Raw genomic sequence first — 26,214 nt, forward strand, 5'->3', positions numbered from 1 at the left:
CCAAACAACCGGTCAGTCCCAGTTGTCGTGCCGGATGCCGAAGGCGTCCCGCTCGGACTCGGTAATGTCCAGCGAACCGTCGCGCAGCTTGAGGAGGGTTTCGAAGTACTCCTCTCGGGGCGCGCCCGGCGCGAACAGCAACAGCATCGAGGCTGGCTCACCCGACTCGTTTCGGAACCCGTGCATCCCGCCGGGTGGTACGTGCAGGAAGTCTCCGGCGCCGGCGTCGACCCACCGGTCGCCGGAGTACAGCCGGATGTTTCCGCCCAGGACGAAGAACGACTCGGAAAGGCCGCGGTGGAAGTGCGGGCCGGGTCCGCTTGGCTCCGGGCTGAAGTCCCACCGGTAGAGGCCGAAGTCGCCGTACGTCTCGGTGCCGCGCGCGAGGTAGGTGACCTTCACCCCGTTGGGGTAGGTGATGTCCGCCGGCTGATCCGCTGTCCTGAGGTGGGTGCGGCTGTGACCGTGTTCCCCGTCGTAGCGCGAAGGTGGATAGGCGGGTAGCGACAACGCGGTTCCCTCCCTTCTGTGAGGCGTGGACGATCGTGGGCGGGTGCGACGCCGAATGGCCGTTGCCGGACTTTATCGGGCGGCGGTGCTCAGATGGTGCAGGAGCTTGCGGGCCAGGGCGTCCAGGGTGGTCAGCTCTCGGGGTGTGAGGCCGGCGGCCAGCAGGGCGGTGACGTTGGCGGTGTGCTGCGTCATGGCGGCGTCGACGGTGGCGTAGCCCTGTTCCGTGAGGCGGATCTGGAAGCTGCGCCGGTCGGCCCGGTCCAGCGAGCGTTCGACCATTCCGGCGGACTCCAGCCGGTCCAGCCGGTTGGTCATTCCTGCTCGGGAGAGCATCAGCAGGTCGGACAGATGTGAGGGGCTGAGGGTGTACGGGACGCCGGAGCGGCGCAGCGCTGCCAGGACGTCGAACTCGCCCCGTTGCAGGCCGAACTCGGTGAACACCTGTTCCTGGGCGGGGCCGAGGAGCAGGTTCACGCGGCCGAGCCGGCCGACTACCGCGATCGCGGTGAGGTCCAGGTCCGGGCGTTCCCGCTGCCAGGCGGCGACCACCGCGTCCACCGCGTCCGGGGCGGCTGTTGGCGTGTTCGTGTCAGTGCCGGGTGAGGTGGAAGCGGGGACGTCGTGCGTGTCGGCGGCGCTCATGCCACCACTATAGTTCGAGGTCAGATACAAGCACCATCGTATAGTTTGACGTCGTACTATCAGACGTGTAATCATTTCTGGCATGAGTGAGATGCACCCACCAGGGACGCCTCCGGACGAGCAGCCTGGGTTCAGTCCCCTGGTGATACGCCCGCAGGACGCCGAGTTCCTCGGCGCCGGATCGGACACCATCGCGCTGCTGGCCGACGCGTCATCCACCGGTGGCCTGCTGGGAGTCAGTCGCACAACCCTGGGGCGAGGCAGGGACGGCGCGACCCCGCACTACCACCGCGGATCGGCCGAGTTGTTCTTCGTCCTGGACGGGCGGCTGCAGGTCCTGGCAGGCGAGGAGGTGGCGGAGGTCGAGGCCGGCGGCACCCTCGTGGTCCCGCCGCACACCGTGCACGCCTTCGCGGCGGCTCCCGGGTCAGGTGCCGACACGCTGATCGTGATCACCCCGGGGGTGGAGCGATTCGCCTATTTCCGCCTGCTGGAACGCGTCCGCAACGGCCACGCCGACCCTCGCGAGCTGCTCGCGGTCCAGGATCGCTTCGACACCCACTTCGTCGACAGCGCCCCCTGGCACCGGACTCGCGCAGCCGCCTGACCGCACCCACCCTCACCGGCACCTGACTGCACGTACTCCTGAGGAGACATCATGCGAAAGATCATCGCTTCCACCTACGCCACCCTCGACGGCTTCATCGACAACCCGCACCTGTGGTCCATGCAACACAACAGCGAGGACGCCATGGCGTACGCCCTGAACCTCACGCTCGGCTGCGACGCGCTCCTGCTCGGCCGCGTCACGTACGAGGGCATGGCCCAGGCATGGCCGGCCATGGGCGGCAACCCCTACGCCGACCACGTCAACAGCATCGCCAAGTACGCCGTGTCCTCGACCCTCGAGAAGCCGGCCGCGTGGGACAACTCCCACATCATCCCGGGCGACGAGCTCGTCGAAGCCGTGACCACACTGAAATCCGAAGCCGGCAAGGACATCCTCATCTGGGGTAACGGCCGACTCACCGACGATCTGGCCAAGCACGGGCTCCTGGACGAGTACAAGGTCTGGATCTACCCCGTCATCAAGGGCGGCGGCGAGGCACTCTTCCGCCCCGAGAGCGCCAGCACCGTCGAACTCGTCGACAGCACGACCTTCACCTCGGGCATCGTCGTCCTGACCTACCGCCCCACGCGCCCCTGAGACGAGCCACCCGTGTCCTTCGAGGGGATCGCCGGCGGTGGCGGCCGAGGTGGTGCTGGCGTACCGGATACCGGATCGACGCGCGGCCCCGCGCCCGGGTGGGCTGACCTTCGGGTCCCTCAGCAGCGGCATCAGGCGGCCACGGATCCCACCGACCACCAACGGCCGGCAACCGCACCCGCACCCTGCCGGGCCCAGCACCGCACTGTTCAACCTTCGACCCATAACCGGGGTGCGGTAGCGGCCCGCAGGCCCTGGCCCGCCCCCGCTGCCCGTGCACGCTCGGCCCCTCCGGCCGGCCCTCACCAGCGGGGGACAACGACCGCCAATCGAGCCCGGACCGGGCTAGCCAGAGCCCCCCGGAGCGGCAGGCGAACGCACTTCGTGGTGCGGAGCCCGGCCCCGTCGGCATACGGTGAGGACGTAATCGACCTTGGAGGGCTGGCACGTGGCGACGGAGGACTGGTTCCTCACCGCGCGGGAGCGCGGCAATCCGACCTCCCGCCTACCCGCCTCTACCAGCGGAAACCAGGCCGAACCGCTGATTCATGGCGCGGCGTACTTCGATCGGTTGGTGACCGAGGTCGAGGCGTTGCGGGCCGGGGACCACCTGTTCTTCACCGACTGGCGGGGTGACCCGGACCAACGGATGCGCCCGGACGGTCCCACCGTGTCCGAGTTGTTCTGCCAGGCGGCGCAACGTGGCGTGGTGGTCAAGGGTCTGATCTGGCGTTCCCACCTGGACCGGCTCCAGTACAGCGAGGAGGAGAACCGCAGCCTCAGCGAGGCCGTCTCGGCCGCCGGTGGCGAGGTGCTCCTCGACCAGCGGGTCCGGCGGGGCGGATCGCACCACCAGAAGTTGGTGGTGCTGCGGCACCCGAACGAGCCGGAGCGGGACATCGCCTTCGCCGGTGGGATCGACCTCTGCCACAGCCGGCGCGATGACGCCGACCACCGGGGCGACCCGCAGGCGGTGGCGATGTCGCCCCGCTACGGCGACCGCCCGCCCTGGCATGACGTGCAGTTGGCGGTCCGGGGGCCGGTGGTCGGTGCGCTGGACACCACGTTCCGGGAGCGCTGGACCGATCCGATGCCGCTGGACTCGGAGAACCCCATGGCGTACCTGCGGGACCGGCTGCGCGGGGCGGACCTGAGAGCCGACCCGCTGCCGGCCCAGCCCCCCGACCCGCCGCCCTGCGGGCCGCACCACATCCAGGTGCTGCGCACCTATCCGGCAGTCCGGCCGCGCTACCCGTTCGCCCCGGACGGGGAGCGTACGGTGGCCCGTGGCTACACCAAGGCGATCCACCGGGCCCGGAAGCTGATCTACCTTGAGGACCAGTACCTCTGGTCGACCGAGGTGGCCGACCTGTTCGCCGCCGCGTTGCGGGCCAACCCGGAGTTGCACCTGGTCGCCGTGGTGCCCCGCTACCCCGACGTGGACGGTCGACTGGCCCTGCCGCCGAACATGGTGGGGCGGGAGCAGGCGCTCGCCCTCTGCGAGCGCGCCGCACCCGAGCGGGTGCACGTCTTCGACGTGGAGAACCGGTCCGGTGACCCGGTGTACGTGCACGCCAAGGTCTGTGTGGTGGACGACGTCTGGGCGAGCGTGGGCAGCGACAACTTCAACCGCCGATCGTGGACCCACGACAGCGAACTGTCCTGCGCCGTACTCGACGACACGGCCGACGACCGGACGCCCACCGACCCGTCCGGGCTCGGCGACGGGGCCCGCCGGTTCGCCCGCGAACTGCGGCTGCGGCTGTGGCGCGAGCACCTGGACCGGGCCGCCGACGGCAGCGAGGACGACGACCTGCTCGATCCGCAGGAGGCGGTGCGAGCCATCGCGGCCGGCGCGGCGGCGCTACAGGCGTGGCATGACGGTGGCCAACTCGGGCCCCGGCCGCCGGGTCGGCTACGCCCGCACCAACCGGAACGGCTGCGCTGGTTGACCCGGGTCTGGGCGGTGCCGGTCTACCGCCTGGTCTACGACCCGGACGGCCGTCCCTGGCACGCCCGGCGCAGTGGAAGCTGGTAGCGGGCGACCGACACCCCGGCGCCGGCTCGGATCGTCGGGCCGGTCGGTCGGCCTTCGTAGAACTGCCTCCTACCACGGAAGGAGCACATCGACCGGCGTCGGGCCTACAGTTCGCGTGTGGTCGTGGGCTGGATCGGTCAACCGTTCGACCGGAGGATGTTGCCGGTTCGGGTGCTGATCGTCCTTGCGTGTGTGCTCGGGTACCTGGCGCAGGTTGCGCGACACCGCCGTACCCCTGCGGCCGGCCGACTGGGTGCTGGCGGCCACGGCGGCGGCGATCAGCGCCGGGGGAAGCCGGTGTCCCCTGGCCACGGTGTTGGTCCAGTCGGCGCTGCTGGGAATGGCCGGGTTGGTCGGTGCCACCATGCTGGTGCCGATCAAGCTTGCCGCGAGTCTCGCCGTCTTCGAGCTGGCGTTGCACCGCACCGGCTGGGCGTTGCTGGCCGGCTGGGGAGCGTTGGCGACCGTCTACGCCAAACGCGTGTTGAACAGCATGCCGGCGGATCTGGTCCCGGTGCTGTACCGGGTCACCGTGTTGATCGGTCTCCCGCTGCTGCTCGGCGCCTACCTGCCGGCGGTGCGACAGGAGGCCCGCCAGGCGGAGCGGCGGGTCGCGGAGGAGCGGCGGCGCCGGTTGTCGGAACTGGCCCTGGTCCGGGCCAACGAACGCAGTGCCATCGCGCGGGAACTGCATGACATGGTCGCCCAACACATCGCGTCGATCGTGCTGCGGGCAGGCACCTCGACCTCGACGTGATGGTGGACGGCGAAACCCTCGACGGTCACTCCCGCGCGGGGCGCCTGCCCCGGACCACGGTCACCGGCACCCGCTGTACGAACCCGCAGGGCCGGTCCCGTCCTACAGCCTGACCAGCGCGACGTCCCACTGGCCGTGCAGTTCCTCCCACCCGGCCACGATCTCGCCGATCGGTAGCGGATTGCGCCCCGGATCGTCGTCGCGGTTCAGTTCGCACCCCTGCTGCTCAAGCTCCCGGAGCACCCGCTCGGCGTCGTCGACCGACCCGTCGGTCACGAGCCGCAGGTAGCCGATCCGCCAGTCGTCGGTGCGCGGTGGTGCGAGCGCGAGGTCGCGCCCGGAGACGAACCGTCGGCTGACGGCGTACAGGGAACGGCTCGCGTCGACGCGCAGCGGCCCGTCGTCGGACATCGCGACGTCCGGATGGAGGAACACCCGCTCGCCGGTGAGGACGGGGGGTCGAGCCACTCGGCAAGACGGTCGAGTTCGGTCTCGTAAAGGAAGTTGCCCCATGCGTAGAGTGCGAATTCGGCCACGGGCGCCGATCGTACGCGGCGGGCGAGGTGCGGACGGGGCCGTCGCGCCCCGGCGGGTGGTTGCCCACCGAGGCGCGACGGTCCGTCGTACGAGGTCGGGAGCGCGGCTACTGCTGGTCGCAGTACGTGTCGCCGGGCTCGTCCGGTGGCTCACTCGGGTTCGGGTCGTCGGGGTCGACCGGTTGGCCGACGATCTGGACGAAGAACGGGTCCCCGGGCAGGATGCGGTGCTTCTGGTAGAACCAGCCCAGCCGGGAACCGGAGGCGCAGTTGTCCTTCAGTGGGATCTCGTCCACCGAGTAGGACAACGGCCCGGTCAGGGCCCCCTCCTTGGTCGAGGCGAACGGGTACTCGTCGCACGAGTCCCGGTTGGTGCCCCAGATCCGGTTGCAGGCGGCGATGGCGAGGTCCCGGTTGTTCTTGATGCCGCCGCCGGTCAGCCGGTGCAGCGGGTCGTTGCTCTCCCGCGAGCCGGGGATGTGCTTGCGCTGGCCCGCGGGCGGCAACGGTTCGGTCAGGTTGGGCGTCTGCTGTGCGGTGTCGATGTGCTCGGCCGAGTGCTGCACCTTGAGATCGTTCTTGTTCAACTTGAAGGTCGAGACGCCGTTCCTGATCACACAGCCGCCGTTGTAGACGGAGATGTTCGGTGAGGAGTCGCAGCGGATGGCCTTGTGCGTGCCGAAGGCGGTGAACTTGACCCGGTCGTAGACGAACTCGATACCCGCGTTGATGTCGCAGTTGGCGGTGTAGTGCCGCCCCACCCCGACGGGCGTCGGGGAGCGGAGCGTGTGGTCGACCGTGACACCGGCCGTCCACTGCGCGTACGTCTTGGTCACCCGGTCCGTCCCACTGGTGAGCTGGCAGGGGTCGGGCGACCCTGCACCCCTGGTTCTGAGCAGGAGCAGCGACACCGGCATGACGGCCGGCGGGGGAGTGCCCCAGACGGTCCGGAAGTCGTCCAGCCGCCATTTCAGCTTGGTGTCCCGAGCCGCGAGGTGTGAACTGTCCCGGACACCACGGAACGTGGTGACGAGTTGGGTGATCCGGAACGACACCGCCCCGACCTGCACCCAGACACCGCCCCGGTTGCGGACCCAGGATTCGAACAGCCCGGTCTGCTTGTGGCAGGCGTTGTACTGGTTCTTGATCCAGCCCTTGGACGCGTACGCCTTGGTCGTCGCCGAGGTCCCGTCGCATTCGGCCAGGGTGATCTGTCCGGGGCTGGTGGGCGAGGGCGCCGCCGCGTCGACCGCGCGCCCACCGTCGCCCGGTACCCGCGAACCGGTCGTGAGCGCCCCGGTGCCGGCCAGGGTCACCTCCAGCACGGGCGGAACCGGCTCGCCCTCCCACGGCACGGCGGAGTCGAAGTAGCGTTCGTGCTGGCCCTCCCCGGCCTCCGGAACCGTACGCAGGGCCAGGCCGTGGTTGGCCGTACCGGTCGCCCACATTTGGGCGGTCGCGGTCACCGGCCAGCTCATCGTCCCGACGCCCTCGCAGTCGGGGGTGGCGTCCGCGGCCACACCGGTCGCGCCCGTGGCCGGCTGCCGGTTCCAGGCGAGTGTCTCCGGGGCCCAGGAGCCGGTCACCGGGAACACCCGGATGTCGATCGTGTCGGTGTCGCACCAGGCGAAGACCTGGTTCAGCCGCAGCGTGGCGCTGCGTACCGTACGTCCGGCCAGCGCCGTCGTGTCAAACCTCAGGTACGTACGGGACAGGTCGTGCGTGCCGTCCCCCCAGTCGTAGCTGCCGGCAACGAGCAGTGGCTCGCCCTGCTCCTCGAAGCCCCAGTTGGTGGTGGCGACACCGGCGACCAGTGGCAGCTCCAGCGTCTGGTCCTTACCGGGCGGCCCGGTCGGTGGTGGTGTCGGTTCGGAAGGTGTCGGGGTGGGGGTGGTCGGGGTGGGATTCGGCCCGGTCGGGGTGGGGTCCGGGGGCACCGGATCCTCACCGGGCGGCGCGTTCGGGTTGCTCGCCGCGTCCCGATCCTCCTGGGTCAGTCCCTCCGGTGCCGAGTAGTCGTCCATCTCCAGGTCGTCGAAGGTGACGCCCTCGGTCTCCGCGAACCGGATCGCATCCTCGTCGCTGCGCCTCGGCATCTCCTGGCCGCCTGTTGTGCGGCCTTGACCGGGTCGAGCCGGCTGGCCGTCGACTCGGGTTCGGGCTGGTTGGCGCTGGCCCGGAACGGACCGCCGATCAGCAGCGACGCGGTCAGGACGGCGACGGCCGCGACGGCCACCGCCCGCCACTGCCCGGGTCCGCGCGCGGACGGGCTCATGGATCCTGTCATCTCGCTCCCCTCGGAGCACAAGGAATAGATAGGCAACCATCTCTCGGTGGCCTGGAACGGAAGCTTGGGTGATCCTTGAATCGGCCGTTCGGAAACCCCGCCGCAGGTCGGGGGCGGCGGGGTTGACGGAGGGACCCGGGCCGCCAATGCATCGGGCGGCCGCGCGCCGGTTGGACGAGGCACTGCGGGGCTGCTCGGTACGTCGACGGCGACCGGGCGCGGGTGACGCCGTACGTGGCGGATAGGGGTTCCGCTGTCCGCGCCCGCGGGACGCGGGCAAGCCCGTGCAGGGGTCAACGACGCAGCCGGTTGCGAAACTGCTTCAATACTGCGTTAGCGGGGGCGATCGAGGCTTCTGACGCATTACACGACCCTCCGTGCCGGATAGGTGACACCCGGTGTCCGTTCGGTGTACTCGATCGCTGCACGACGCTGGCCCGATGTCGGCACGACCCGGACGGAGGAGGGAATGTCCAGCACGCCGCTGTCCTTGCCGCAGCCGTCCGCGCGGGCGCCAGAGTTCGGCCGGGACGCGCTCATCGTCTGCGAGAACCTGGTGCGGATCTACCAGACCGGTTCGATCGAGGTGCAGGCGCTGCAGGGACTGGACCTGGCCGTGGACAGCGGTGAGATGGTCGCCGTCGTCGGCGCCTCCGGCTCGGGTAAGTCGACGCTGCTGTCCATTCTGGCCGGCATCGACGCCCCGACCGCCGGCCGAGCGCGGGTCGACCAGTGGAACCTGCTGGCGATGTCCCGCGCGGACCGCGTGGACTACCGGCGGCACACCGTCGGTTTCGTACGGCAGCAGACGGCGAGCAACCTGGTCCCCTACCTGACCGCACGGGAGATGGTGGACCTGCCGATGACGGCGGCCCGTACCGGAAAGAAGCAACGCCGGGAGCGCGCGGCCGAGCTGCTGGGCAGCCTCGGCGTCGCCGACTGTGCCGATCGGCGCCCCGCCCAGCTCTCCGGCGGACAGCAGATGCGGGTCGCGATCGCGGTGGCGCTGGCCAACAAGCCGCGGGTCCTGCTCGCCGACGAGCCGACCGGCGAACTGGATGCCGCCACGTCCGCGGAGGTCTTCGGCGTACTGCGGGACGTCAACCGACGGTACGGCGTCACCGTTGTCGTGGTGACCCACGACCCGGAGGTCAGCGGCCAGGTCGAACGGACCGTCGCGATCCGGGACGGGCGCACCAGTAGCGAGGTGCTGCGCCGTACCACCACCAACGCGGAGGGCGACACGCACATGATCGCCGAGGAGTACGCCGTGATGGACCGGGCCGGGCGGGTTCAGGTGCCGCGCGACTTCCGCCAGGCGCTGGCGCTGACCCGGCGGGTCCGGCTGGCCCTGGAGCCCGACCACATCACGATCCGCCCCGACGAGGAAAGCGACGAATGAGCACCGAGCCGCTGCTCAGCGTGCGTGGTGTGCACCGGCGTTTCAGCACCGGGCCGACCGCCGTGCACGCCCTGCGCGGCGTCTCGTTCGACGTGGCCGCCGGTTCCATGGTGGCGCTCGTCGGCCGGTCCGGCTCGGGCAAGACCACCCTGCTCAACGTCATCGGCGGCCTGGATCGCCCGGACACCGGCACCGTGCACGTCGACGGCACCGACGTCACCGCGCTCGGGGAGGACGGCCTGTCCCGGCTGCGGCGCGAGAAGGTGTCGTACGTCTTCCAGAGCTTCGGGCTGATCCCGGTGCTGTCGGCGGCGGAGAACGTCGGCGCCCCGCTGCGGCTGGCCCGCGTCGCCCCGGCCGAGCGCGAGCGGCGAGTCGAACTGCTGCTGGACCTGGTGGGCCTGGCCGACCATGCCCGGCAGCGGCCGGCCGAGCTGTCCGGCGGCCAGCAGCAGCGGGTGGCGATCGCGCGTGCGCTGGCCGCCTCACCCCGGCTGCTGATCGCCGACGAGCCGACGGGGCAACTTGACGCCGAGACGGGTCTGTCGGTGATGGCCCTGCTGCGCGGGGTGGTGGAGTCCGAAGGCGTCACCGCACTGGTGTCGACACACGACGCGGTGATGATGGCGTTGGCCGACCGGGTGATCCGCATCCACGACGGGCAACTCGACGAGCAGGCGGCCGAGCAGCCGTACGGGCACGTGCCGGGCGCCACGTGACGCGACGATGCTGAGGCTGGTCAGCCGCCGCGCCCGCGCGCAGTGGCCGTTGCTGGCAGCCCTCCTCGGGGTCGTCACGGTCGGCGCGACCCTGCTCGGCACCTGCACCCTGCTGAGCACCCGCACCGCCGAGCGGGCGCTGGAGGTGGCCATGGCCCGCGCCGCCCCCGCTGCCGTCGACGTGACCGCCTACACCGGCACCATCGAGGGCCGGGACGCGCCATCCGTCACCGCCGACACCCGTACCGTGGTGACCTCCGCGCTCGTACCGTTCCCGTCGACGACGACCGCGCGGGCGTCGACCGTGCTGCGGGCGCTGCCGCCGGGGCTCGCCCCGGGCACCACCGTCCCGGCCCAGGCGTACCTGTCGGGGCTGGACGACCTGCCGGCCCGAGCCCAACTGATGACGGGGCGCTGGCCACGAGACCCCGGTGACACGGTGGTGCTGGAGTCCACCGCCCAACTGCTCGGCCTCGGCCCCGGCAGCCGGGTCCACCTCGGCGCGGAGCTGGCCCACGCGCCCGTCCCGGCCCTCGACGTGACCGTCGTCGGTGTCGTACGCCCGCTGCCGGGCCGCGGCTGGGACCGCGACCCGCTGGCCGCCGCCGGCTCTGCCACCGGGTACCGGGACGGCCGCTTCGGGCAGCCCGTCAACGCCTACGGCCCCTTCATCGTCGACCTCGCCGACCTAATCACCAACGGTGCGACCCTCGACCGGCTCGAGATCACCGCCCATCCGGACCTGTCCCACTCCAACCGCCGCGACCTTCAGACCGTGGCCGGGGCCGTCCGCGCCGCCGACCGCCGGCTGGCGGGCACCCTCGGCGAGCGCGTCCAGCTCGAACGTGTCTCCTCCGCCCTGCCACTGACCCTGCGGGCCGCCGACAACCAGCGACACGTCACCGGCGCCGTCGTGCTCGCCGTCGCGGTTCTCGGCGGCGTCCTGGCCGCGACCGCACTCGCCCTCGCCGGCCGGCTGACCGCGGGCATGCGCGCCGACGAGACCGCCCTGCTGTCCGCCCTGGGCACCAGCCGCGGCCAGCTCGCCGCCACCGCGACACTCGAGGCCGTGGTCGTCGCCGCCCTCGCCACCGCGCTCTCGATACCGGCCTCGTCGGCCGTGCACGCCGGCCTGACCCACCTGTCGCCGCTGGACGGCGCCGGTCTGACCGTCCCTCCGGCCGTCACCGGCGCTCAGGTCCTGGCGGTCGCCAGCGGCGCGTTGGTGCTCGCCGTCGTGCTCATCGTCCTGGCGATCCGGCCCGTCCCGGCAGCCGGCGACCGGCGCAACCGGCGCGAACTGCTGGCCCGATCGGGCGCCGACCTGCTGCTCGCGGCATTTGCCGCCGTCGGGTGGTGGCAGCTGTACGCGCAGCCCACCACCGCCAGCCCGCGCGCCGACGCGGTCCGGGTGCTCGCGCCGGCGCTGCTGCTCACCGCAGGCGCCGCCCTGGTGCTCCGCGTGGTGCTGCCCGCCCTGCGCGGCGCCGACCGGCTGGCGCGCCGCGCCCGGGGGCTGGTGCTGCCGTTGGCGGCCTCCGAGGCCGCCCGCCGGCCCCAGGCGGTCGCCGCCGGGCTGCTCGTCGGGCTGGCCTGCGCGGCCGGGACCTTCGGCATCGCCTTCGACGCCACCTGGGAACGGTCGCAGTACGACCAGGCCGAGCTTTCCGTTGGCACCGACCTGGCGCTCGCCCTCACCACGCCGCCGGTCGCCGGGCAGGGCGCGGCCGTCAGCGCGGCCACCGCGGGGCAGGTGAGCCCGGCGGTCGACCGAGGCACCGCCGTCGGGCAGTGGCTCGGCACCGCCGGTGAGGCGCCACGCCTGGTCGCCGTCGACCTCACCCGCGCCGACGCGCTGCTGCGCGGGCGGCTGGACGGCGACCGCAACTGGACGGAGGTGGGAGCCGCTCTCGCACCACCCGCCCGCGTCAACGGCCTCGCCATTCCGGCTGGGGCCCCGCTCGTCCTGAGCGGGACCGCGGCCGGCGGCACCTCGCTCGCCGTGACGCCCCGGCTGCTGCTACAGGACGCCACCGGCCTGCGTACGCCCTGCACCGGTCCTCCGGTGCCGCTCGACGGGCGGGAGCACCGGCTGCCCGCGTGCGCGACGGCGGACGGACTGCGCCTCGTCGCGGTGTCCCTGCCGGTGGCGCCCGACCCGACCGGACCGGATGGTGGGTCCGACGCGGTCGCGGGCCGCATCGCCGTGGCCGTCACGCTCACCGTGCCGCCGGACGTATCGGCTGACGGATCGGAGTGGACCGCCACATCCGCTCCGCCGGTGGCGGGGCAGCTCAGCGACCCGACCGTCGCGCTGTCCGCCACATCGACGGGAACCGAGCTGCGGATGGCGGCAACCGTCGACCTCGGCGGCGCCCCGGACGCCGCCCGGAACCTCGTCGCCACCGCCTTCCCGAACCCCGGCCCGGTGCCCGTCGCCGTCTCCGCCCGCTTCGCCAGCGACGTCGGTGCCGACCGCGGCCGGCAGCTCAGCGTCACGGTCGGCACCACGCCCGTCCCGATCGTCGTCACCGAGGTCGTGCCGACCGTCCCGTCCGCCCCCGGCGCCGTCGCCGTCCTGGCCGACCTGGACACCCTGTCCCGCGCACTTGCCGTCACCGGCGACCTGACGTTCCCGGTCGACGCCTGGTGGGTCGGCCACCCCGCCGGACCCGGTGCCGCCGAGCGGGCCACCGCCCTGCACCTGGGCACCGTCACGACGCGCGAGGCAGAGACCGCCCGCCTCACCGGCGGCCCGCTGCGCGCCGGGCTGCCGGCCGCGCTCCGGCTGGTCGTCCCGGCCGCGGCCCTGCTGCTGCTCGCCGGCGTCGTCCTGCACGTGACCTGCGACCTGCAGGCCCGCGCCGTCGAGGTGGCGCGGCTGCGCGGCCTGGGGATGTCCCGGCGCGGCATCCGGGCCGTGCTGCTCGGCCAGCACGCCGGTGTTCTGCTGCCGCTGCTCGCGGCGGGCGCGGCCGTCGGCGCGCTCGCCACCCACGTCGTCGTACCCCTGCTCGTACGCTCCGACACCGGCGCCGCGCCCGTTCCGGCCGCCCAGCCACTCTGGCCGTGGACCGCCGAGGCCGCACTGCTCGCCGGGCTCCTGGCCGGGTGCACGCTCGCCGTCACCGTCGTGATCACCCTCCAGGTCCGCCGAGCCGACGCCGCGCACCTGCGGGTGGCGTCGTGAACCATTGGCTGGCTCGCCGACGGCCGGCACCGCACTGGCCCAGCGTCCGGGGCCGCGCCCGCGCCGACGCCGGACCGCTGCTGCTCACCGCCGCTGTCGTTGCGGCCGTCGCGCTACTCGCCGGGGCCGTGCCGACGCTGCTGCGCGCCGCCGCCGACGACGCCGTGAAGGACATGATCCGCCGCGCTGGCGACGACGCGGACGTCCTCGTACACGCCAACTGGAAGCGCGACGACGGCCCGAGCGGCGGACGCATCCGGGTACCCCGCCTCGCCGGGGAGGTCGACGACTTCCGCAGCCGGGCGGCGGACATGCTCGGGGCCGGCCTGGATGCCGTGCTGCAACCGCCCGTCGCCGTCGTCAACGGCCCGATCTTCAGCATCACCGACGGTAGCGTGCTGCGTACGTTCCAGTTCACGTACCTGGCCGGAGATTTCGGCGGCCCGGACGTGACGTGGATCGCCGGCAGCGCGCCCGGCCCCGCCGTCGCCGACCCGGACCAGGCCGTCGAGATCCCCTACCACGGACCGCCCTGGCCGGTGCAGGTCGGCCTGTCCGAGGCGGACGCCGCCGCACTCAACCTCGGCCCGGGCGACCGAATCCCGCTCAAGGACGATCAGAAGCGCGACAAGGACGTACGGATCAGCGGGATCTACCGACCTGCGGACAGCGCCGATCCCGCCTGGCGACTCGCCCCGTCGCTGCTGCGACCCGTACCCGGCGCCGACGGCGTGGGCAGCACCCGCCTCGCCGGCCTGCTGTCGCGTGAGTCGCTCCCGGACGCCCGTCTCGCCGTCGACGAGGACCAACTGCAGCGCACCGTCCGTTTCACCCCCGAACCCGGCGAACTCACCTGGGACGCCGCCGCGGCGCTCGCCGGCACCGTGGTCGAGCTGAAGGCCACCTCCGGTTCGTCGAGCGTCCGCGACGAGTCCCTGAAGTGGGAATCGCAGCTCGACACCGTGCTGCGCGACGCCCGTACCCAGATCAGCGCCGCTTCCGCGCAAGCCGCCGTCCTGCTCGCCGGGGTTCTGACCGCCACGGTACTGGTCCTGCTGCTCGCCGCCGATCTGCTGGTCCGCCGCCGTACCCCGGCGTTGAGCGCCGCCCGGCAGCGCGGTGCGGCGCTGCCCGACCTCGGCGCGGAACTGCTGATCGAGTCGGCCGCGGTGACCCTGTCGGCCGCCGTCGTCGGGCTCGCGATCGCCCGCGCGGTGGCGGCGGGCGTCTCCTGGTCCTGGGCGGTTCCCGTGGTCCTGGCCGGCGCCGTCGCCGGGCCGGCGTTCGGCACACTCGCCGCCGCCCGAGCCAGCCGCGATCGGCGCAGGCCCGCCAACCGGGCCGCACGCAGCCGGCTCCGCGGCACCGGACAGCTGCGCCGCGCCGCCCTGGAGGCCGCTGTCCTGATCGCCGCGGTCGCCGCCTTCGTCGCACTGCACCAACGCGGGATCGTGCCCGCCGCCGACCCCGTCGGCGACGCCGGAGAGCTGACCGGCGACCTGGCCCTGCCCATGAGCGCGCTCGCGCTGGGCGTGCTCACCGGCGCGCTCGTCCTGCTCCGGCTGGTGCCCGTCGGGGTGCGGTTGTCGCTCCGGCAGGCCCTGCGCTCCCGCCGTCCGCTGGCCGTGTTCGGCGCAGCCCGGGCGGCCGCGACGGCCGGGCGCGCGCTGCCGCTGCTGGTACTGGTGAGCGCCACGGCGCTGGCGTCGTTCGCGCTCATCCTCGGCGCCACCACCGCCCGGGGCCTCACCGACGGCGCGTGGAGCACCGTCGGTGCCGACGCCCGCCTCGACGTCGGCGCCGACGCCGCGGCCTCCACGCCCGCACTCGCCGAGCGCATCGCTGCCGCACCCGGGGTACGGCAGGTCCTCACCGCACAGGTGACCGACTCGGCGCGCGTCGTCGCCGACTCGACCGCACTCGCCCCACGTCTGGTCATCGTGGACGCCGCCGCGTTCCAACGCCTGCTCGCGGCCACCCCGCTGCCGGACGCGCCGGCGCTGGCCCGGCTCTCGGCACCCGGTCCTGGCCCCGGGGACGTGCCGGCGCTGGTCCGATCGAGCGACGGCGGCCTGCGGACCGGTACCAGGCTGCAGCTTCCCCGCGATGGCGCCCCCGCGATCCGTCTCGCTGCGGTCGGTACCGCCCCCTCCGTCGGCGCCGCCACCGACATCGTCATCGTGGACGCCGCGGCTCTCGCCGCCGCCGGGCTGCCCGCCGTCCCCAACACCGTCTGGGTGACCGGCCCCGGCGCGGCACGGGCCGTGTCGAGCACCGGCGTCGCCGCCGACGTCGTGCTGCGCACGGATGTCCTGCGGGCGCAGCGGGCGGCCCCGCTGACCGCGGGGCTACTGCGCCTGACGTGGACGGCCGCTGCGGCGCTGCTGGCGCTGGGGCTGCTCGGCCTCATGCTCGCCTCGGCCGCGGGTGCGCCGGAGCGGTGGCAGACCCTGACCCGGCTGCGGACCCTCGGCCTGCGGCCACGCGACGCCCGCTGGGTCGCCGCCGGAGAGCTGCTGCCGCCGGTCGTGGTCGCTGCGGTGTACGGCCCGTTGCTCGGGGCCCTGCTCGCACGCCTGACACTCGGCCCGCTCGACTTGCGGCTGCTCACCGGCCAAGCCACCGACCCGGCGGTCGTCCTGCCCTGGTGGATGCTCGGCCTGGTGGGCATGGCGTTGCTGGCGGCGGCCGCCACGGTCGTCCCCGTCGAGTCGGCGCTACGGCGGCGCGACCGGCTGAGCGAGGTGCTCCGCGCGGGCGAGTGACGGCCCAGTGGGGCTGTCACCTCTGGTGGTGGGCGCCGGTCAGCTGGAGGAAGTCTCCGGGTTCGGCATCGGCGCGAATCGTGCCGTCGTGTTTGCCCGCGTCACGGTCGTCTCTGCCCACCGGTCGCATCGCCGACCGCAACGACGGGGTTGGTCAGCGTTCCGAGTGCCGCGGACGTGATCTCGATCGTGTCACCGGGTCGTGTGGTGAACTCGGCCTCCGGCACAATGCCGGTGCCGGTCAGCAGCACCACGCCGGCCGGAAAGCTCAGCGCTCGGAACAACCAGCCGGCCAGGTCCTTGAAACCGCGGGCCATCGCCGACGTCGAGGTCGCTCCGGCGTACGCCTCGCGGCCCTCACGCAGCACCCGCATCCCGATCTGGATCGTGTCCGGGTCGATCGCCCAGCTCGGTACGATCGCCGGGCCGAGCGCACAGGAGCGGTCGTAGATTTTCGCCTGCGGGAGGTAGAGCGGGTTCTCACCCTCGATCGATCGGCTGCTCATGTCGTTGCCCAGCGTGTAACCGAACACGTCCCCGGCCGCGTTGAGCACCAGGCCAACCTCGGGCTCGGGTACGTCCCAGCCGGAGTCGACACGGATCCCGACGGCGTCGCGGTCGCCGACAACCCGCCACGGACTGGACTTGAAGAAGATCTCGGGACGGTCACTGACGTAGACGTGGTCGTAGAGGGAACCGTGTCCGGACTCCTCCTGTCGTCCGTCGCGGCTGCGCAGGTACGTCACCCCGGCCGCCCACACCTCCTGCCGGTCCACGGGTGGAAGCGCCCTGTCTCCGGGCATGTCGCCACGGGCTTCGCGGGCGGCGGCCTCGACCACAGCGCGGGCCTGGTCGAGCGGTAGGGCGAGCAGGTCGGCGAGGCTGGCGTCGAGCTCGCCCCACTCGCCGTCCCGGCGTACGGCCCAGCGTGAGGCGTTGCCGGCGCGCAGGTGGTGAATGGAGATCGACATTTGACCATCCTAGGTGTGGGGAAAAGCAGCGAACGTAGCTGTTTCTGGTTGCGTCGGGACCGCTTCTGCGGGCGACGAGCCCGGAACCTGGCGCGGGGGACGACGCGGTTACCCTCTTCAGGTGCCGGTCCGTGTGGAGATCGTTGACACGAGTCCGGCATTCCGAAGGGACTATCGACATGCCCCGTGTGGTACCGGCGGTCATTCGCGCACTCGACATCCTCGAACTGTTTCTGGACCGCCCTCAGCTGTCGGCCCGTGAGGTGATGGAGCGGCTCGACCTACCCCGCACCACCGTCCACGAGTTGCTCGTCACGCTCGAGGCGCGCTCGTACCTGATCTCCGTTCCGGGCCAGCCGGTGCAGTATCGGCTCGGCATGCCGCTGTTCCAGCTCGGTGCGGCGTTCGCCGGCCGGCTCGACCTGGTCCGCGAGGCGCAGAGCGTCGCGCGGGACGTGGCCGCCGCGTGCGACGAGGCGGTTCACGTGGCCGTGCTCGACGGTGCCGATGTCATCTACCTTGTCAAGGTCGACAGCACCCACCCGATCCGGATGGTCTCTGCGGTCGGGCGGCGGCTGCCGGCCCACTGCACGGCGGTCGGCAAGATACTGCTGTCGGGCCTCGATCAGGCGGGCCTGGACGTCGTCCTGCCGAAGGGTGTCCTGTCGGGCATGACGCCGGACAGCATCACCGATCCGGACCGCCTGCGGGCACATCTCGAACATGTCCGGGCCGAGAGCGTCGCGTTCGACATCGGTGAGTCCGACAGCGCCATGCGCTGCGTCGCCGCGGCGGTCCGGGACCATTCCGGCGCAACCATCGCCGCGATGAGCGTGTCCGCGCCGACCATTCGCTGGACCCCGCAGGCGCACGTGGAGTGGACCGCGCTGGTACGCGAGGGCGCGGCCACGCTGTCCGCCCGGATGGGCTACCTGGCCCCGGCTCGATAGTCGGCTTGCCGGTTCCGACCGGAAATCGCATCGAAACATTGACATGCCTCCCTGTGTTCCTCTAGCGTCGCGTCCACTCGACACGATATCTCGAACATAGTTCGAAATTTCGAACGGTGGTGTCCCGTGGACCGACCGAACTGGAACGTCAGCACCGCTTTCTCGGCCCGGTCGCCGTGGACTGCGGGGGTGGACGGCGCCATGGGCGGGCCCGACGCCGCCGGGACAACCCCACCAACTTCTGTGCCATCGAGCCCTCAGGGCGGTAGCTGGCCAACGACGAGTACGCGCACGCGTTGATCGATGCGGGCCGCGTGCCCGCAGTCGCCGACATCGAAACACAGCTGAAGCACTAGGAACGCGGTGTTCGCCAAGTGCGCCTTCGGCGTGCGGCGATCAGGGAAGACAAGGGAGGCCAAGGTCCATGGAGGACAACCCGTTATGGTCCCGGCGCGGCTTTCTGGGGATGGGGGTGGGGGTGCTCGGGGCGGCTGGTCTGGCCGCGTGCGGGGGCACCTCCGACTCGCCCACCAGGGTGCAGCCGGAGGTTCCGAAGGAGCTGGTGGACGCCGCGGCGTCGTTGAAGGGCTCCTCGATGGGGGTGCTGTCGCAGAAGCTCTACTCGACAAAGGCGAACGAAGCGCTCGACAGCTCGATCGGTAAGTTCGCCGACGTCACCGGGACGAAGATCGAGAACAGTCTGGTCCAGGCCGACGCCGGTGACGTGGTGGCCAAGATCGACGCCGAAGTCAAGGGCGGCGTGGCGCGTGACCTGGCGTTCATGACCGACTCGCGGTTCGTCGCGCAGTTTCACGCGCTGGGCGACCTGGAGGACGTGACGGACGTCGTCGAGGCGCTGAGGGCCAAGTACGGCGAGCCCTGCGCGGAGGCCAAGAACTTCTGCGTCTTCGACGGCAAGTGGTACGCGATCCCGTACCACTTCATCGGGATCGGGTCGTTCCTGCGCAAGGACTGGATGCAGGACAAGGGCATTACCCCCAAGGACGTCTACACCTGGGAGGAGTTGCGGGATCTGTGCCTGGCGATCTCTGATCCGACCAAGCGCCGGTTCGGCTGGGGTATGACGGTGAACCGGTCCGGTGACGGCAACGGCATGATCGAGGCACTGATCAACTCGTACGGCGGGGCGATCACCTCCAACGACGGCAGGAAGGTCACGTTCGACTCTCCCGAAACGGTGCAGGCGGTGACCTTCCTGGGTGACCTCTACACCAATCCCAAGTACCGGCCGATGCTGCCGCCGGGGGTGGCCAGCTGGACCGACACCAGCAACAACGAGAACTGGCTCGCCGGGATCCTGGGTTACACCCGCAACAGCTTCAGCGTCTACGCGGACTCCAAGACCAAGCGGAACCCCGTCTACGGCAACACCCACGTCTTCTCCGACTGCATCGGGCCGGCGACCGACAACTCCCTGCTGCTCGGCCAGTCCCAGGGTTTCGTCGTCTTCAAGGGTGCCAAGAACCCCGCACTCGCCAAGCTCCTGGCGCAGTACCTGGTCAGTGCGCCCGCGCTGGTCGGGGTGGCGAAGGAGGCGCCCGGTCTGGCGATGCCCGCCTGGGAGAAGGTCTGGGACGCCGACCCGTTCTTCACCAGCGGCGACCCGGCGTTTCCCATGGTGCGCAAGGTGTCCCAGCAGCCGTTGCCGCTGTCCACCAAGAACGGGCTGGCCTTCCCACAGAAGGCCAGCGCCGGCCAGCAGGCCGCCGTCGCGGCCTACGTCCTCACCGACATGATGCAGCAGGTCGTTCAGGGAACGGCGCCCGCGCAGGCCGTGACGGCCGCGCACGCGAAGATGGTGCAGATCTTCGCCCAGCAGGGGCTGCCGCAGTGAGGTCGGTCCGTTCAGCACCGGCCCCGGCGACGGGGGCACCCCCGCCGCCGGGGCGCGGCTCTCTGACGAGGACCCAGCGGCGGCTGGGCCGGGACTGGCGGCTGGCGGCACTGTTTCTGGCGCCCACGGCCGCGCTGGTCGGCGGGCTCGTGCTCGTGCCGATCGCCCGGTCGATCGTCACCAGCACCACGGAGCGGCACGGCCAGGACAACGTCTTCGTCGGCCTGGGCAACTACATCGCCCTCTTCGCCGACGAGCAGTTCCGCACGGGCGTGGTGAACTCGTTCGTCTACACCGCGTACGCCGAGGTGTTCAAGGTGGTACTGGGGCTTGCCGCGGCCCTGCTGCTGCACCATCGGCGTCGTGGTCGGGCCCTGCTGACCGGGCTCCTGCTGGTGCCGTGGGTGGTGCCGACGGTGGTGACGGCGTTCAGCTGGCGCTCCCTGCTCGACCCGATCTTCGGCAGCGTCAACACCCTGCTCACCGCCTCGGGGATCGGGCCGCTGCTGGCCACGGTGCAGCTGGTCGACAGCTGGCCTGCGGGCTGGCTGTCCGACACGTCGCTGGCCATGCCGTCCGTGATCCTCGTCAACGTGTGGAAGGGGGTGCCGTTCTTCACCGTCTGTTTCCTCGCGGGGCTGAAGGCCATCCCGGCGGACCTGTACGAGGCGGCGGCCATCGACGGCGCCTCGTCGTGGCGGAGATTCGTCCACGTGACGCTACCCGGACTGCGCCACGTGATCACCGTGACAGTGACCCTGTCATCGATCTGGACGTTCAACAACTTCGACCTCATCTGGTTGCTGACACAGGGCGGCCCGGGCAACGTGACCGCGCCGTACGTGCTCGTCGCGTACTCGAAGGCGATCCTGCAGTTGCAGTACGGCGCGGGAGCGGCGGTCACGCTCGTCATGCTGCCGGTCATCGGCGGGCTGGTGTTCGTCCTGGTCCGGCTGTTGCGCCAGGACGCCGGCACCAAGCGACCCGGGAGAGCCCGGACGGCGCGTTGGGCGGCGACGGCGCGGCAGGCGCGGAGGTCGCTGCCGTGGGTCGTCACCGCGGCGGTCGTCGGTCTGCTGGTCTGGGCGTCGCCACAGATCTTCTGGAAGGCGGCGGTGGTCCTCGGTGTGATCCTGCTGATCGCGGCGGCGGTCGGTCGGGTGGTCTCGGCGCTCCAGGCCCAGGGAGGTCGCCGTGCGTCGTCCCTCGTGTCGAGCCTGGGATCCGGTGTCGCGATGGTCGGGCTGCTCGCCTTCGTGCTGGGCCCGCTGTACTGGATCGCCGTCACGGCCTTCAAGTCCGAGGGTCAGGTTGTCATGCGCGTCAACGACCTGTGGCCGACGCCGTGGACGTTGGAGCAGTTCGGTGCCCTGTTCACGAACCAGCCGTTCGGCCGCTGGTATCTCAACACCGTGCTGGTGTCCGTGGCGTCCACCGCGGTGGCACTGGTCTGCGCCGTCCTGGCGGGCTACGCGCTGGCCCGGCTGCGGTTCCGCGGCGCGCAGGGCTTCACCGTCACGGTGCTGCTCACCTACGTGATGCCGGGTGCGCTGCTGTTCATCCCGCTGTACCAGTTGCTCATCGGGGTGCGGCTCACCGACTCGCTGTGGTCGCTGGTGCTGACGTACCCCACCTTCACGCTTCCGTTCGCCACCTGGCTGCTGGCGGGGTACTTCGCATCGATCCCCGTCGAACTTGAGGAGGCCGCGCTGGTCGACGGCTGCACCCGCATCCAGGCGTTCGGCCGGGTGGTGCTGCCCCTCGCCAAGCCGGGACTGCTGGCGGTCGCGTTGTTCACCCTGACCAATGCCTGGAACGAGTTCCTCTTCGCCTTCGTGTTCATCACGAAGGACGAGTTCAAGACGCTCCCCGTGGGGATGCAGTCGATGATCGCCGGGGACGTCGTACCGCAGGGACAGCTCGCCGCCGCATCGCTGCTCGTCAGCATCCCCGTGGTGGTCATGTACGCCTTCGGGCAGCGTTTCCTGACCGAGGGGCTCACCGCGGGCGCGGTGAAGGGCTGACCGGGGCGGCCAGCGCGCCGTCGATCACCCGCAACGGTGGCCCGCCACGTGGCGGGTAATCTCCGCCACGTGGCGCTCGATCATGCCGATGATGCCGGCCATGCTGGGGGCAGTGATCACGTCCCGTGACCCCTGTTTCGCGGAGGCGATGCCGGCCACCGAGGTGAGGCCCCGCCGGTACGGGTGCTCATCGGAGAACCCGTACCGGCGGACCGATCCGGTCCAACCGGGTGCACATGACTGCGATCCCGCCCGGACCGGATGGGCGCCTACTTCTTGCGGATCGTGATCGTCGCCTTGCGGTAGTTGTTGCGCTTGTCGGTCTTCGTCGGGTCGTAGTTCTGCTCGATGTTGCCCGCCGCGTCGACCGAGAACCAGTGGAACGTCGTCGTCTCGGTCACGTGGAACACCTCGCCCGGCTCTCGGAATTCGGTCGCCTCGTAGCGCGGCGACTGGAGGGTGGGCCGGCTGCCGTCCGTCGTGTAGTAGATGGTGGCCGGCTCGTTCGTCTCGAAGCGCACGTCGACGGGCGCGGAGTATTTCCCGCCGCCGGGAACGAGCTTGGACGTCGGGTCCTTCTTGTCCTTGCCCCAGTCCGCCGCGACCCGGAACATCTCCATGATGCCGTTGGCATACTCCATCGTCTCGGCGTGACCGCTGACAAGGTTCGGATCGCCCTCCCACACCGGTTGGAACGAGCCGCCCTGCCAGGTGCCGGTGGCCGGGTTGTAGACCGATCCGCCGACCTCCCACCCGAAGGCGTAGATCCCGTAGGTGTGGTACAGGTCCTCGCGCACGTTGCCCGCGGAGGAGTAGAGGACATCCGACGACCCGCCGACGTTCTCCGGCGTGACGACGGTCTCCCGGTGCGCCTTGACCTGCGACAGGATCCTGCCGGCCGACTGCCAGTAGAACGCCTCGTCGCCCAGCGGCGGGCGCGGCGTGGTGATCCGCCCGTCCGCGATGTAGGCACCGGGCTGCCAGAACAGCTGGCCGCCGTTGGAGTGCACCGACATCATGAACTTGATGTTCGAATACCTCTCGACCAGCCAGATGATGTTTTCCGCCTCGGGTTCGGAGAGCTTTTCCGGTCCCTGGTAGGTGTCGCTGACGCAGCTGGTCGACGCACCCGAGTAGCCGTCGTGACCCGACCCGACCCGGTAGTTCCGGTTCAGGTCGACGCCCCAGGAGTTACGCCGGGCCGGATCGGCGTTCTCGTCCGGGCAGTGGTTCGTCATGTTCCGACGCTGCGAGGCGAAATTGTAGAAGCTGTAGTTCGCCCCGTCGGGGTTGTTGGACAGGATGAAGAAGATGTCGGTGCCCTCGACGATCTTCTTCGTCTCCCTGTCGGACCTGTAGTTGTGCACCAGACGCTCGGCAGACTCCAGCGAGGTCGTCGCCGGCACCCACTCGCGGGCGTGGTCCTGCGCCTGGATCAGTACGCCCGGGTTCCTGCCGTCGCGGTGCTTGCCGATCCGCAGGACGGGGATCGTGGCCGGGCCGCGCGGCACCTCGCCCTCCGGTGCGCCGACGCGCTTCTGGTCGAGGAAGTCGGTCAGCGCGACCGGGCCGGACGTCGGCGCGACGATGCCGGTGCCCGCGTTGGTCCGGTACGGGTGCGCCCGGTCGACAAGTCCCTGGGACTGGGTCTCCAGCGCCGCCGCCACCTCGGTAGCCGTACTCGCGGCCCCGGCGGAGGCATCCTTCGCGAGGAGGACGCGGATCGCCTTGCCCGTCACCTCGACGCCGAGCGGGAGGTTCGCCCCCGGCCGGTCCACGAACTCGACGGTGATGTCGTTGCCACCCTCGTGACCCCACGCCGCCGAGCTGACGACGACCGCAGACTGCCCGGTACCGCCGATCGTGGCCTGCGCCTTGCGCTGGTAGCCATTGGTCTGGTTCGGCAGGTAGACGATCTCGGCGATGTCCGGGTACTGCCGGGCGATCTCCTTGGCGCGGCTGTAGAGCTGCTGCGGGTTCCGGTAGCCGTCGACGAAGTCCGACTTGTAGCCCCGGTTCTCCGTCAGCGGTGGCGGAGCGTCCTCGAGCCAGTCGGAGACGTCGCCGGTGGCGACGCCGCCGGTCGAGCTGGTGACCCGGATCTGGTTCGGTCGCGCGTCGAGCTTGAACAGGTTCCGGTGGAACATGTACTGCCCGGAGTCGACGAACCGGCTCATGGTCCGGGCGAAGCCGAACGGGGTGCGCCGGCCCGAGTCGTTCTCGAGCTGCATCGTGACGATCGGGTCCGCCTGCTGCCCCTCGGTGGTCCGCGCCTCGACGTAGAGGAAACCCTGGCCCTTCGTGGTGAACCAGTCGGCGCGGACGACCCGCACCGTCTTCTCGTGGCTGAACACCTGGGCTGTCTGCGTACGGAGGGCTTGGAGGCCGCCGTCGGCCTCGTCGCTCCAGGCGAAGCCTTCGTCGTCGTCGAGAATCTCGACGCCCATCGCCTCGAGTTCGGCGATCTGCTCGGCGTTCACCACCGCCTCTCCTTCGATGCCGCTGGGCACACGCCTGAGGCCGTGATCGAGGTCGAAGCCGGCGGCGACCACCTTGTCCAGCATGTCGGCGCCGGTCAGCTGGATGCGTACGTGGCTTACCGACTCCCGGTCCTCAAGGGGGGATCGCCCCGAGTTCGCTGTGGCTGTGGACTGCGTGGGAACCGCGCCTACGGGTGCGGGCACGATGAGGATGCTCGCCACCAGGGCGGGCAGTGCGAGAAGCGCGATGCGCAGTCGTGTGCGATGCATGCTCCCCTCCTTCTGTTTGCGGCCTGTGGATGATGCCGTGGCCGGCCCACGGGCGGGCCGGACCGATCCAGTTCGGACGGCCGTGCTGAGCTCACCCACGGCGGGCCCGGGTACGACGGCGGGCACCGTCGCGACAGGATGGGTGCGGGTCGTGAGCGAGCTGGGAGCGGTGAGTGTATGCGAATTCTTCGCTGCGACGGGCTGCGTGAGCCGGATCTTGAGCATTGCTTGAGGTGGTCGTCCAACCGCTCGCTCCAACCCGTACCCGGCACCGACCTCGACGCGTGTGACGATGTGGTCGAGGATTGGGCAGACGGTAATCCCGGGACGCTGACGGTGCGACGTCGTCGGCGGGGTGGTGCGACAACCCCACGTCGCCCACCTCGTCCGCGAGGGGAGGCATGACCACTCCGACAGGGGCGGACAGGACACCTGCCGGGTCCCGAGAAACGGGGGAGCGGACGTATGAGTTCCCCTCGCCTTGATAGTCATCGGCGTCCACCGATCGACGAGTGTCGCACGCACCGTGCTCACCGTCCGGCGGCGGCCTTCGTCCAGGTCATCGACACGACCGAAGCGGCGGCCCCTCCATCCGCAGGTACGAAATCGCGTAACGAGCGGATCGCGGCATGACAGTGCGCGGAGTTCGCCGCCGACCTGCGGGCCTGGTAGTGCGCCTGGCGCGCCGGCACTCCGTTCTCGCAAATATCCGTTCGGGCGGTCCCACCGTTCGTTGCCGTCCCGTCAGTGGTCAAGTCTGAGCTCAGGCATCCGTAAGAGCACGGCCCGCGGGCACCACCGAGGTGATGGTTCTAATCCTGGCTTCAGGTTGATCAGGGAGGATGAGCGGCAAAGCATCGACTGGAAGGGGGTGGGCCGGCGTGCGGATCCTGATCGCGGATGATGACGGGGCCATCCGTGAGTCGCTGGAGCGGGTGCTCCAGGTCGAGGGTTACGACACCAGCAGCGTCGCCAACGGTCTCGCCGTGCTCGACGGGGTCGGTGGGGTCGGCGGTGACACCCTGGATCTGCTGATCCTCGACGTGATGATGCCCCGCCTCGGCGGGTTGGAGACCTGCCGGCGGTTGCGGGCGGCGGGTCGGGATCTGCCGGTGCTGATGCTGACCGCCCGGGATCAGGTCTCCGACCGGGTCGCGGGGCTGGACGCGGGCGCCGACGACTACCTGCCCAAGCCGTTCGCCACCGAGGAGTTGCTGGCCCGGGTGCGGGCCCTGCTGCGCCGGCGCACGCCGACCGACGGGCAGTCGCAGATCCTGTCGTTCGCCGACGTCCGGCTCGATCCCGACGGGTTCGAGGCGTGGCGGGGCCGGCGGCCGCTGCGCCTGACCCGGACCGAGTTCTCCCTCCTGCAGGTCCTCGTGCGCAACGCGACCCGGGTCTTGACCCGCGACGCGCTGTTCGAGGCGATCTGGGGCTTCGACATGAGCGCCACCGCCAACAACCTCCAGGTATACGTGAGCTACCTGCGCCGCAAGATGGAGGCCGAGGGTGAGCCGCGATTGATCTACACGCTGCGCGGCCTGGGGTACACGTTGCGGGACACTCCTCCGTGAGCGGGCCCGCCGGTCGGGAACCGCGCCGGCTGAC

General features: G+C 71.1%; 19 protein-coding genes. 13 read left to right on the forward strand and 6 right to left on the reverse strand.

The window, feature by feature from the left end; all coding sequences use genetic code 11:
• Positions 1-12 precede the first annotated feature (12 nt).
• A complete protein-coding gene (locus tag ACWEFB_RS21730; RefSeq protein ID WP_452287963.1) occupies positions 13-402 on the reverse strand; it encodes a cupin domain-containing protein in 390 nt (129 codons plus the stop codon).
• 180 nt (positions 403-582) lie between these two features.
• On the reverse strand, positions 583-1,155 hold the full coding sequence (locus tag ACWEFB_RS21735) for a MarR family winged helix-turn-helix transcriptional regulator (protein WP_452287965.1): 573 nt from the start codon (positions 1,153-1,155) through the stop codon (positions 583-585).
• Between the two features lie 82 nt (positions 1,156-1,237).
• Between ACWEFB_RS21735 and ACWEFB_RS21740 the strand changes: the two genes are divergently transcribed.
• The 4 genes from ACWEFB_RS21740 to ACWEFB_RS21755 all read left to right on the forward strand — a co-directional run bounded on the left by ACWEFB_RS21740 (position 1,238) and on the right by ACWEFB_RS21755 (position 5,157).
• On the forward strand, positions 1,238-1,762 hold the full coding sequence (locus ACWEFB_RS21740) for a cupin domain-containing protein (RefSeq protein ID WP_452287967.1): 525 nt from the start codon (positions 1,238-1,240) through the stop codon (positions 1,760-1,762).
• Positions 1,763-1,813: 51 nt separating this feature from the next.
• Complete coding sequence (locus tag ACWEFB_RS21745; protein ID WP_452287969.1) at positions 1,814-2,362, forward strand: dihydrofolate reductase family protein; 549 nt, start codon at positions 1,814-1,816, stop codon at positions 2,360-2,362.
• Between the two features lie 448 nt (positions 2,363-2,810).
• Positions 2,811-4,400 carry a phospholipase D family protein gene (locus ACWEFB_RS21750; RefSeq protein WP_452287971.1) on the forward strand — a complete coding sequence of 530 codons (1,590 nt, stop codon included), beginning with the start codon at positions 2,811-2,813 and terminating at the stop codon, positions 4,398-4,400.
• Between the two features lie 190 nt (positions 4,401-4,590).
• A complete protein-coding gene (locus ACWEFB_RS21755; protein ID WP_452287973.1) occupies positions 4,591-5,157 on the forward strand; it encodes a histidine kinase in 567 nt (188 codons plus the stop codon).
• A 102-nt stretch (positions 5,158-5,259) separates the two neighbouring features.
• Here ACWEFB_RS21755 and ACWEFB_RS21760 read toward each other — a convergent pair whose 3' ends face one another.
• Positions 5,260-5,625: a hypothetical protein gene (locus ACWEFB_RS21760; protein ID WP_452287975.1), complete on the reverse strand. Its 366-nt coding sequence runs from the start codon at positions 5,623-5,625 to the stop codon at positions 5,260-5,262.
• Positions 5,626-5,800: 175 nt separating this feature from the next.
• Entirely contained in the window at positions 5,801-7,789 is a 1,989-nt protein-coding gene (locus tag ACWEFB_RS21765) for a DNRLRE domain-containing protein (protein ID WP_452287977.1), read from the reverse strand.
• 24 nt (positions 7,790-7,813) lie between these two features.
• On the opposite strand from ACWEFB_RS21765, the gene ACWEFB_RS21770 reads away from it, so the two are divergent.
• The 5 genes from ACWEFB_RS21770 to ACWEFB_RS21790 all read left to right on the forward strand — a co-directional run bounded on the left by ACWEFB_RS21770 (position 7,814) and on the right by ACWEFB_RS21790 (position 16,056).
• On the forward strand, positions 7,814-8,008 hold the full coding sequence (locus tag ACWEFB_RS21770) for a hypothetical protein (RefSeq protein WP_452287979.1): 195 nt from the start codon (positions 7,814-7,816) through the stop codon (positions 8,006-8,008).
• Between the two features lie 441 nt (positions 8,009-8,449).
• A complete protein-coding gene (locus ACWEFB_RS21775; RefSeq protein ID WP_452287981.1) occupies positions 8,450-9,382 on the forward strand; it encodes an ABC transporter ATP-binding protein in 933 nt (310 codons plus the stop codon).
• Positions 9,379-10,101 carry an ABC transporter ATP-binding protein gene (locus tag ACWEFB_RS21780; protein WP_452287983.1) on the forward strand — a complete coding sequence of 241 codons (723 nt, stop codon included), beginning with the start codon at positions 9,379-9,381 and terminating at the stop codon, positions 10,099-10,101. The genes ACWEFB_RS21775 and ACWEFB_RS21780 overlap by 4 nt, the downstream gene beginning before the upstream one ends.
• A 7-nt stretch (positions 10,102-10,108) precedes the next feature.
• Positions 10,109-13,291 (forward strand): FtsX-like permease family protein, encoded by a 3,183-nt coding sequence (locus ACWEFB_RS21785; RefSeq protein ID WP_452287985.1) that lies wholly within the window; start codon positions 10,109-10,111, stop codon positions 13,289-13,291.
• Positions 13,288-16,056, forward strand: coding sequence for an FtsX-like permease family protein (locus tag ACWEFB_RS21790; protein ID WP_452287987.1), 2,769 nt, complete (start codon positions 13,288-13,290; stop codon positions 16,054-16,056). Before ACWEFB_RS21785 ends, ACWEFB_RS21790 begins: the two co-directional genes overlap by 4 nt.
• 101 nt (positions 16,057-16,157) lie before the next feature.
• Here the strand turns inward: ACWEFB_RS21790 and ACWEFB_RS21795 are convergent, their stop codons facing one another.
• Positions 16,158-17,027 carry a fumarylacetoacetate hydrolase family protein gene (locus tag ACWEFB_RS21795; RefSeq protein WP_452287989.1) on the reverse strand — a complete coding sequence of 290 codons (870 nt, stop codon included), beginning with the start codon at positions 17,025-17,027 and terminating at the stop codon, positions 16,158-16,160.
• 179 nt (positions 17,028-17,206) lie between these two features.
• Between ACWEFB_RS21795 and ACWEFB_RS21800 the strand changes: the two genes are divergently transcribed.
• The 3 genes from ACWEFB_RS21800 (at position 17,207) to ACWEFB_RS21810 (ending at position 21,856) form a co-directional block, all read left to right on the forward strand.
• Complete coding sequence (locus ACWEFB_RS21800; RefSeq protein ID WP_326557269.1) at positions 17,207-17,977, forward strand: IclR family transcriptional regulator; 771 nt, start codon at positions 17,207-17,209, stop codon at positions 17,975-17,977.
• Positions 17,978-18,401: 424 nt separating this feature from the next.
• Entirely contained in the window at positions 18,402-19,832 is a 1,431-nt protein-coding gene (locus tag ACWEFB_RS21805; protein ID WP_452287992.1) for an extracellular solute-binding protein, read from the forward strand.
• Positions 19,829-21,856 (forward strand): ABC transporter permease, encoded by a 2,028-nt coding sequence (locus ACWEFB_RS21810; protein ID WP_452287994.1) that lies wholly within the window; start codon positions 19,829-19,831, stop codon positions 21,854-21,856. Before ACWEFB_RS21805 ends, ACWEFB_RS21810 begins: the two co-directional genes overlap by 4 nt.
• Before the next feature lie 269 nt (positions 21,857-22,125).
• Here ACWEFB_RS21810 and ACWEFB_RS21815 read toward each other — a convergent pair whose 3' ends face one another.
• A complete protein-coding gene (locus ACWEFB_RS21815; protein ID WP_452287996.1) occupies positions 22,126-24,606 on the reverse strand; it encodes a M14 family metallopeptidase in 2,481 nt (826 codons plus the stop codon).
• An 842-nt stretch (positions 24,607-25,448) separates the two neighbouring features.
• Between ACWEFB_RS21815 and ACWEFB_RS21820 the strand changes: the two genes are divergently transcribed.
• Positions 25,449-26,180, forward strand: a complete 732-nt coding sequence (locus ACWEFB_RS21820) for a response regulator transcription factor (protein ID WP_452287998.1) — start codon at positions 25,449-25,451, stop codon at positions 26,178-26,180.
• Positions 26,181-26,214: the final 34 nt, after the last annotated feature.

The organism is Micromonospora sp. NPDC004704, assembly GCF_053601675.1.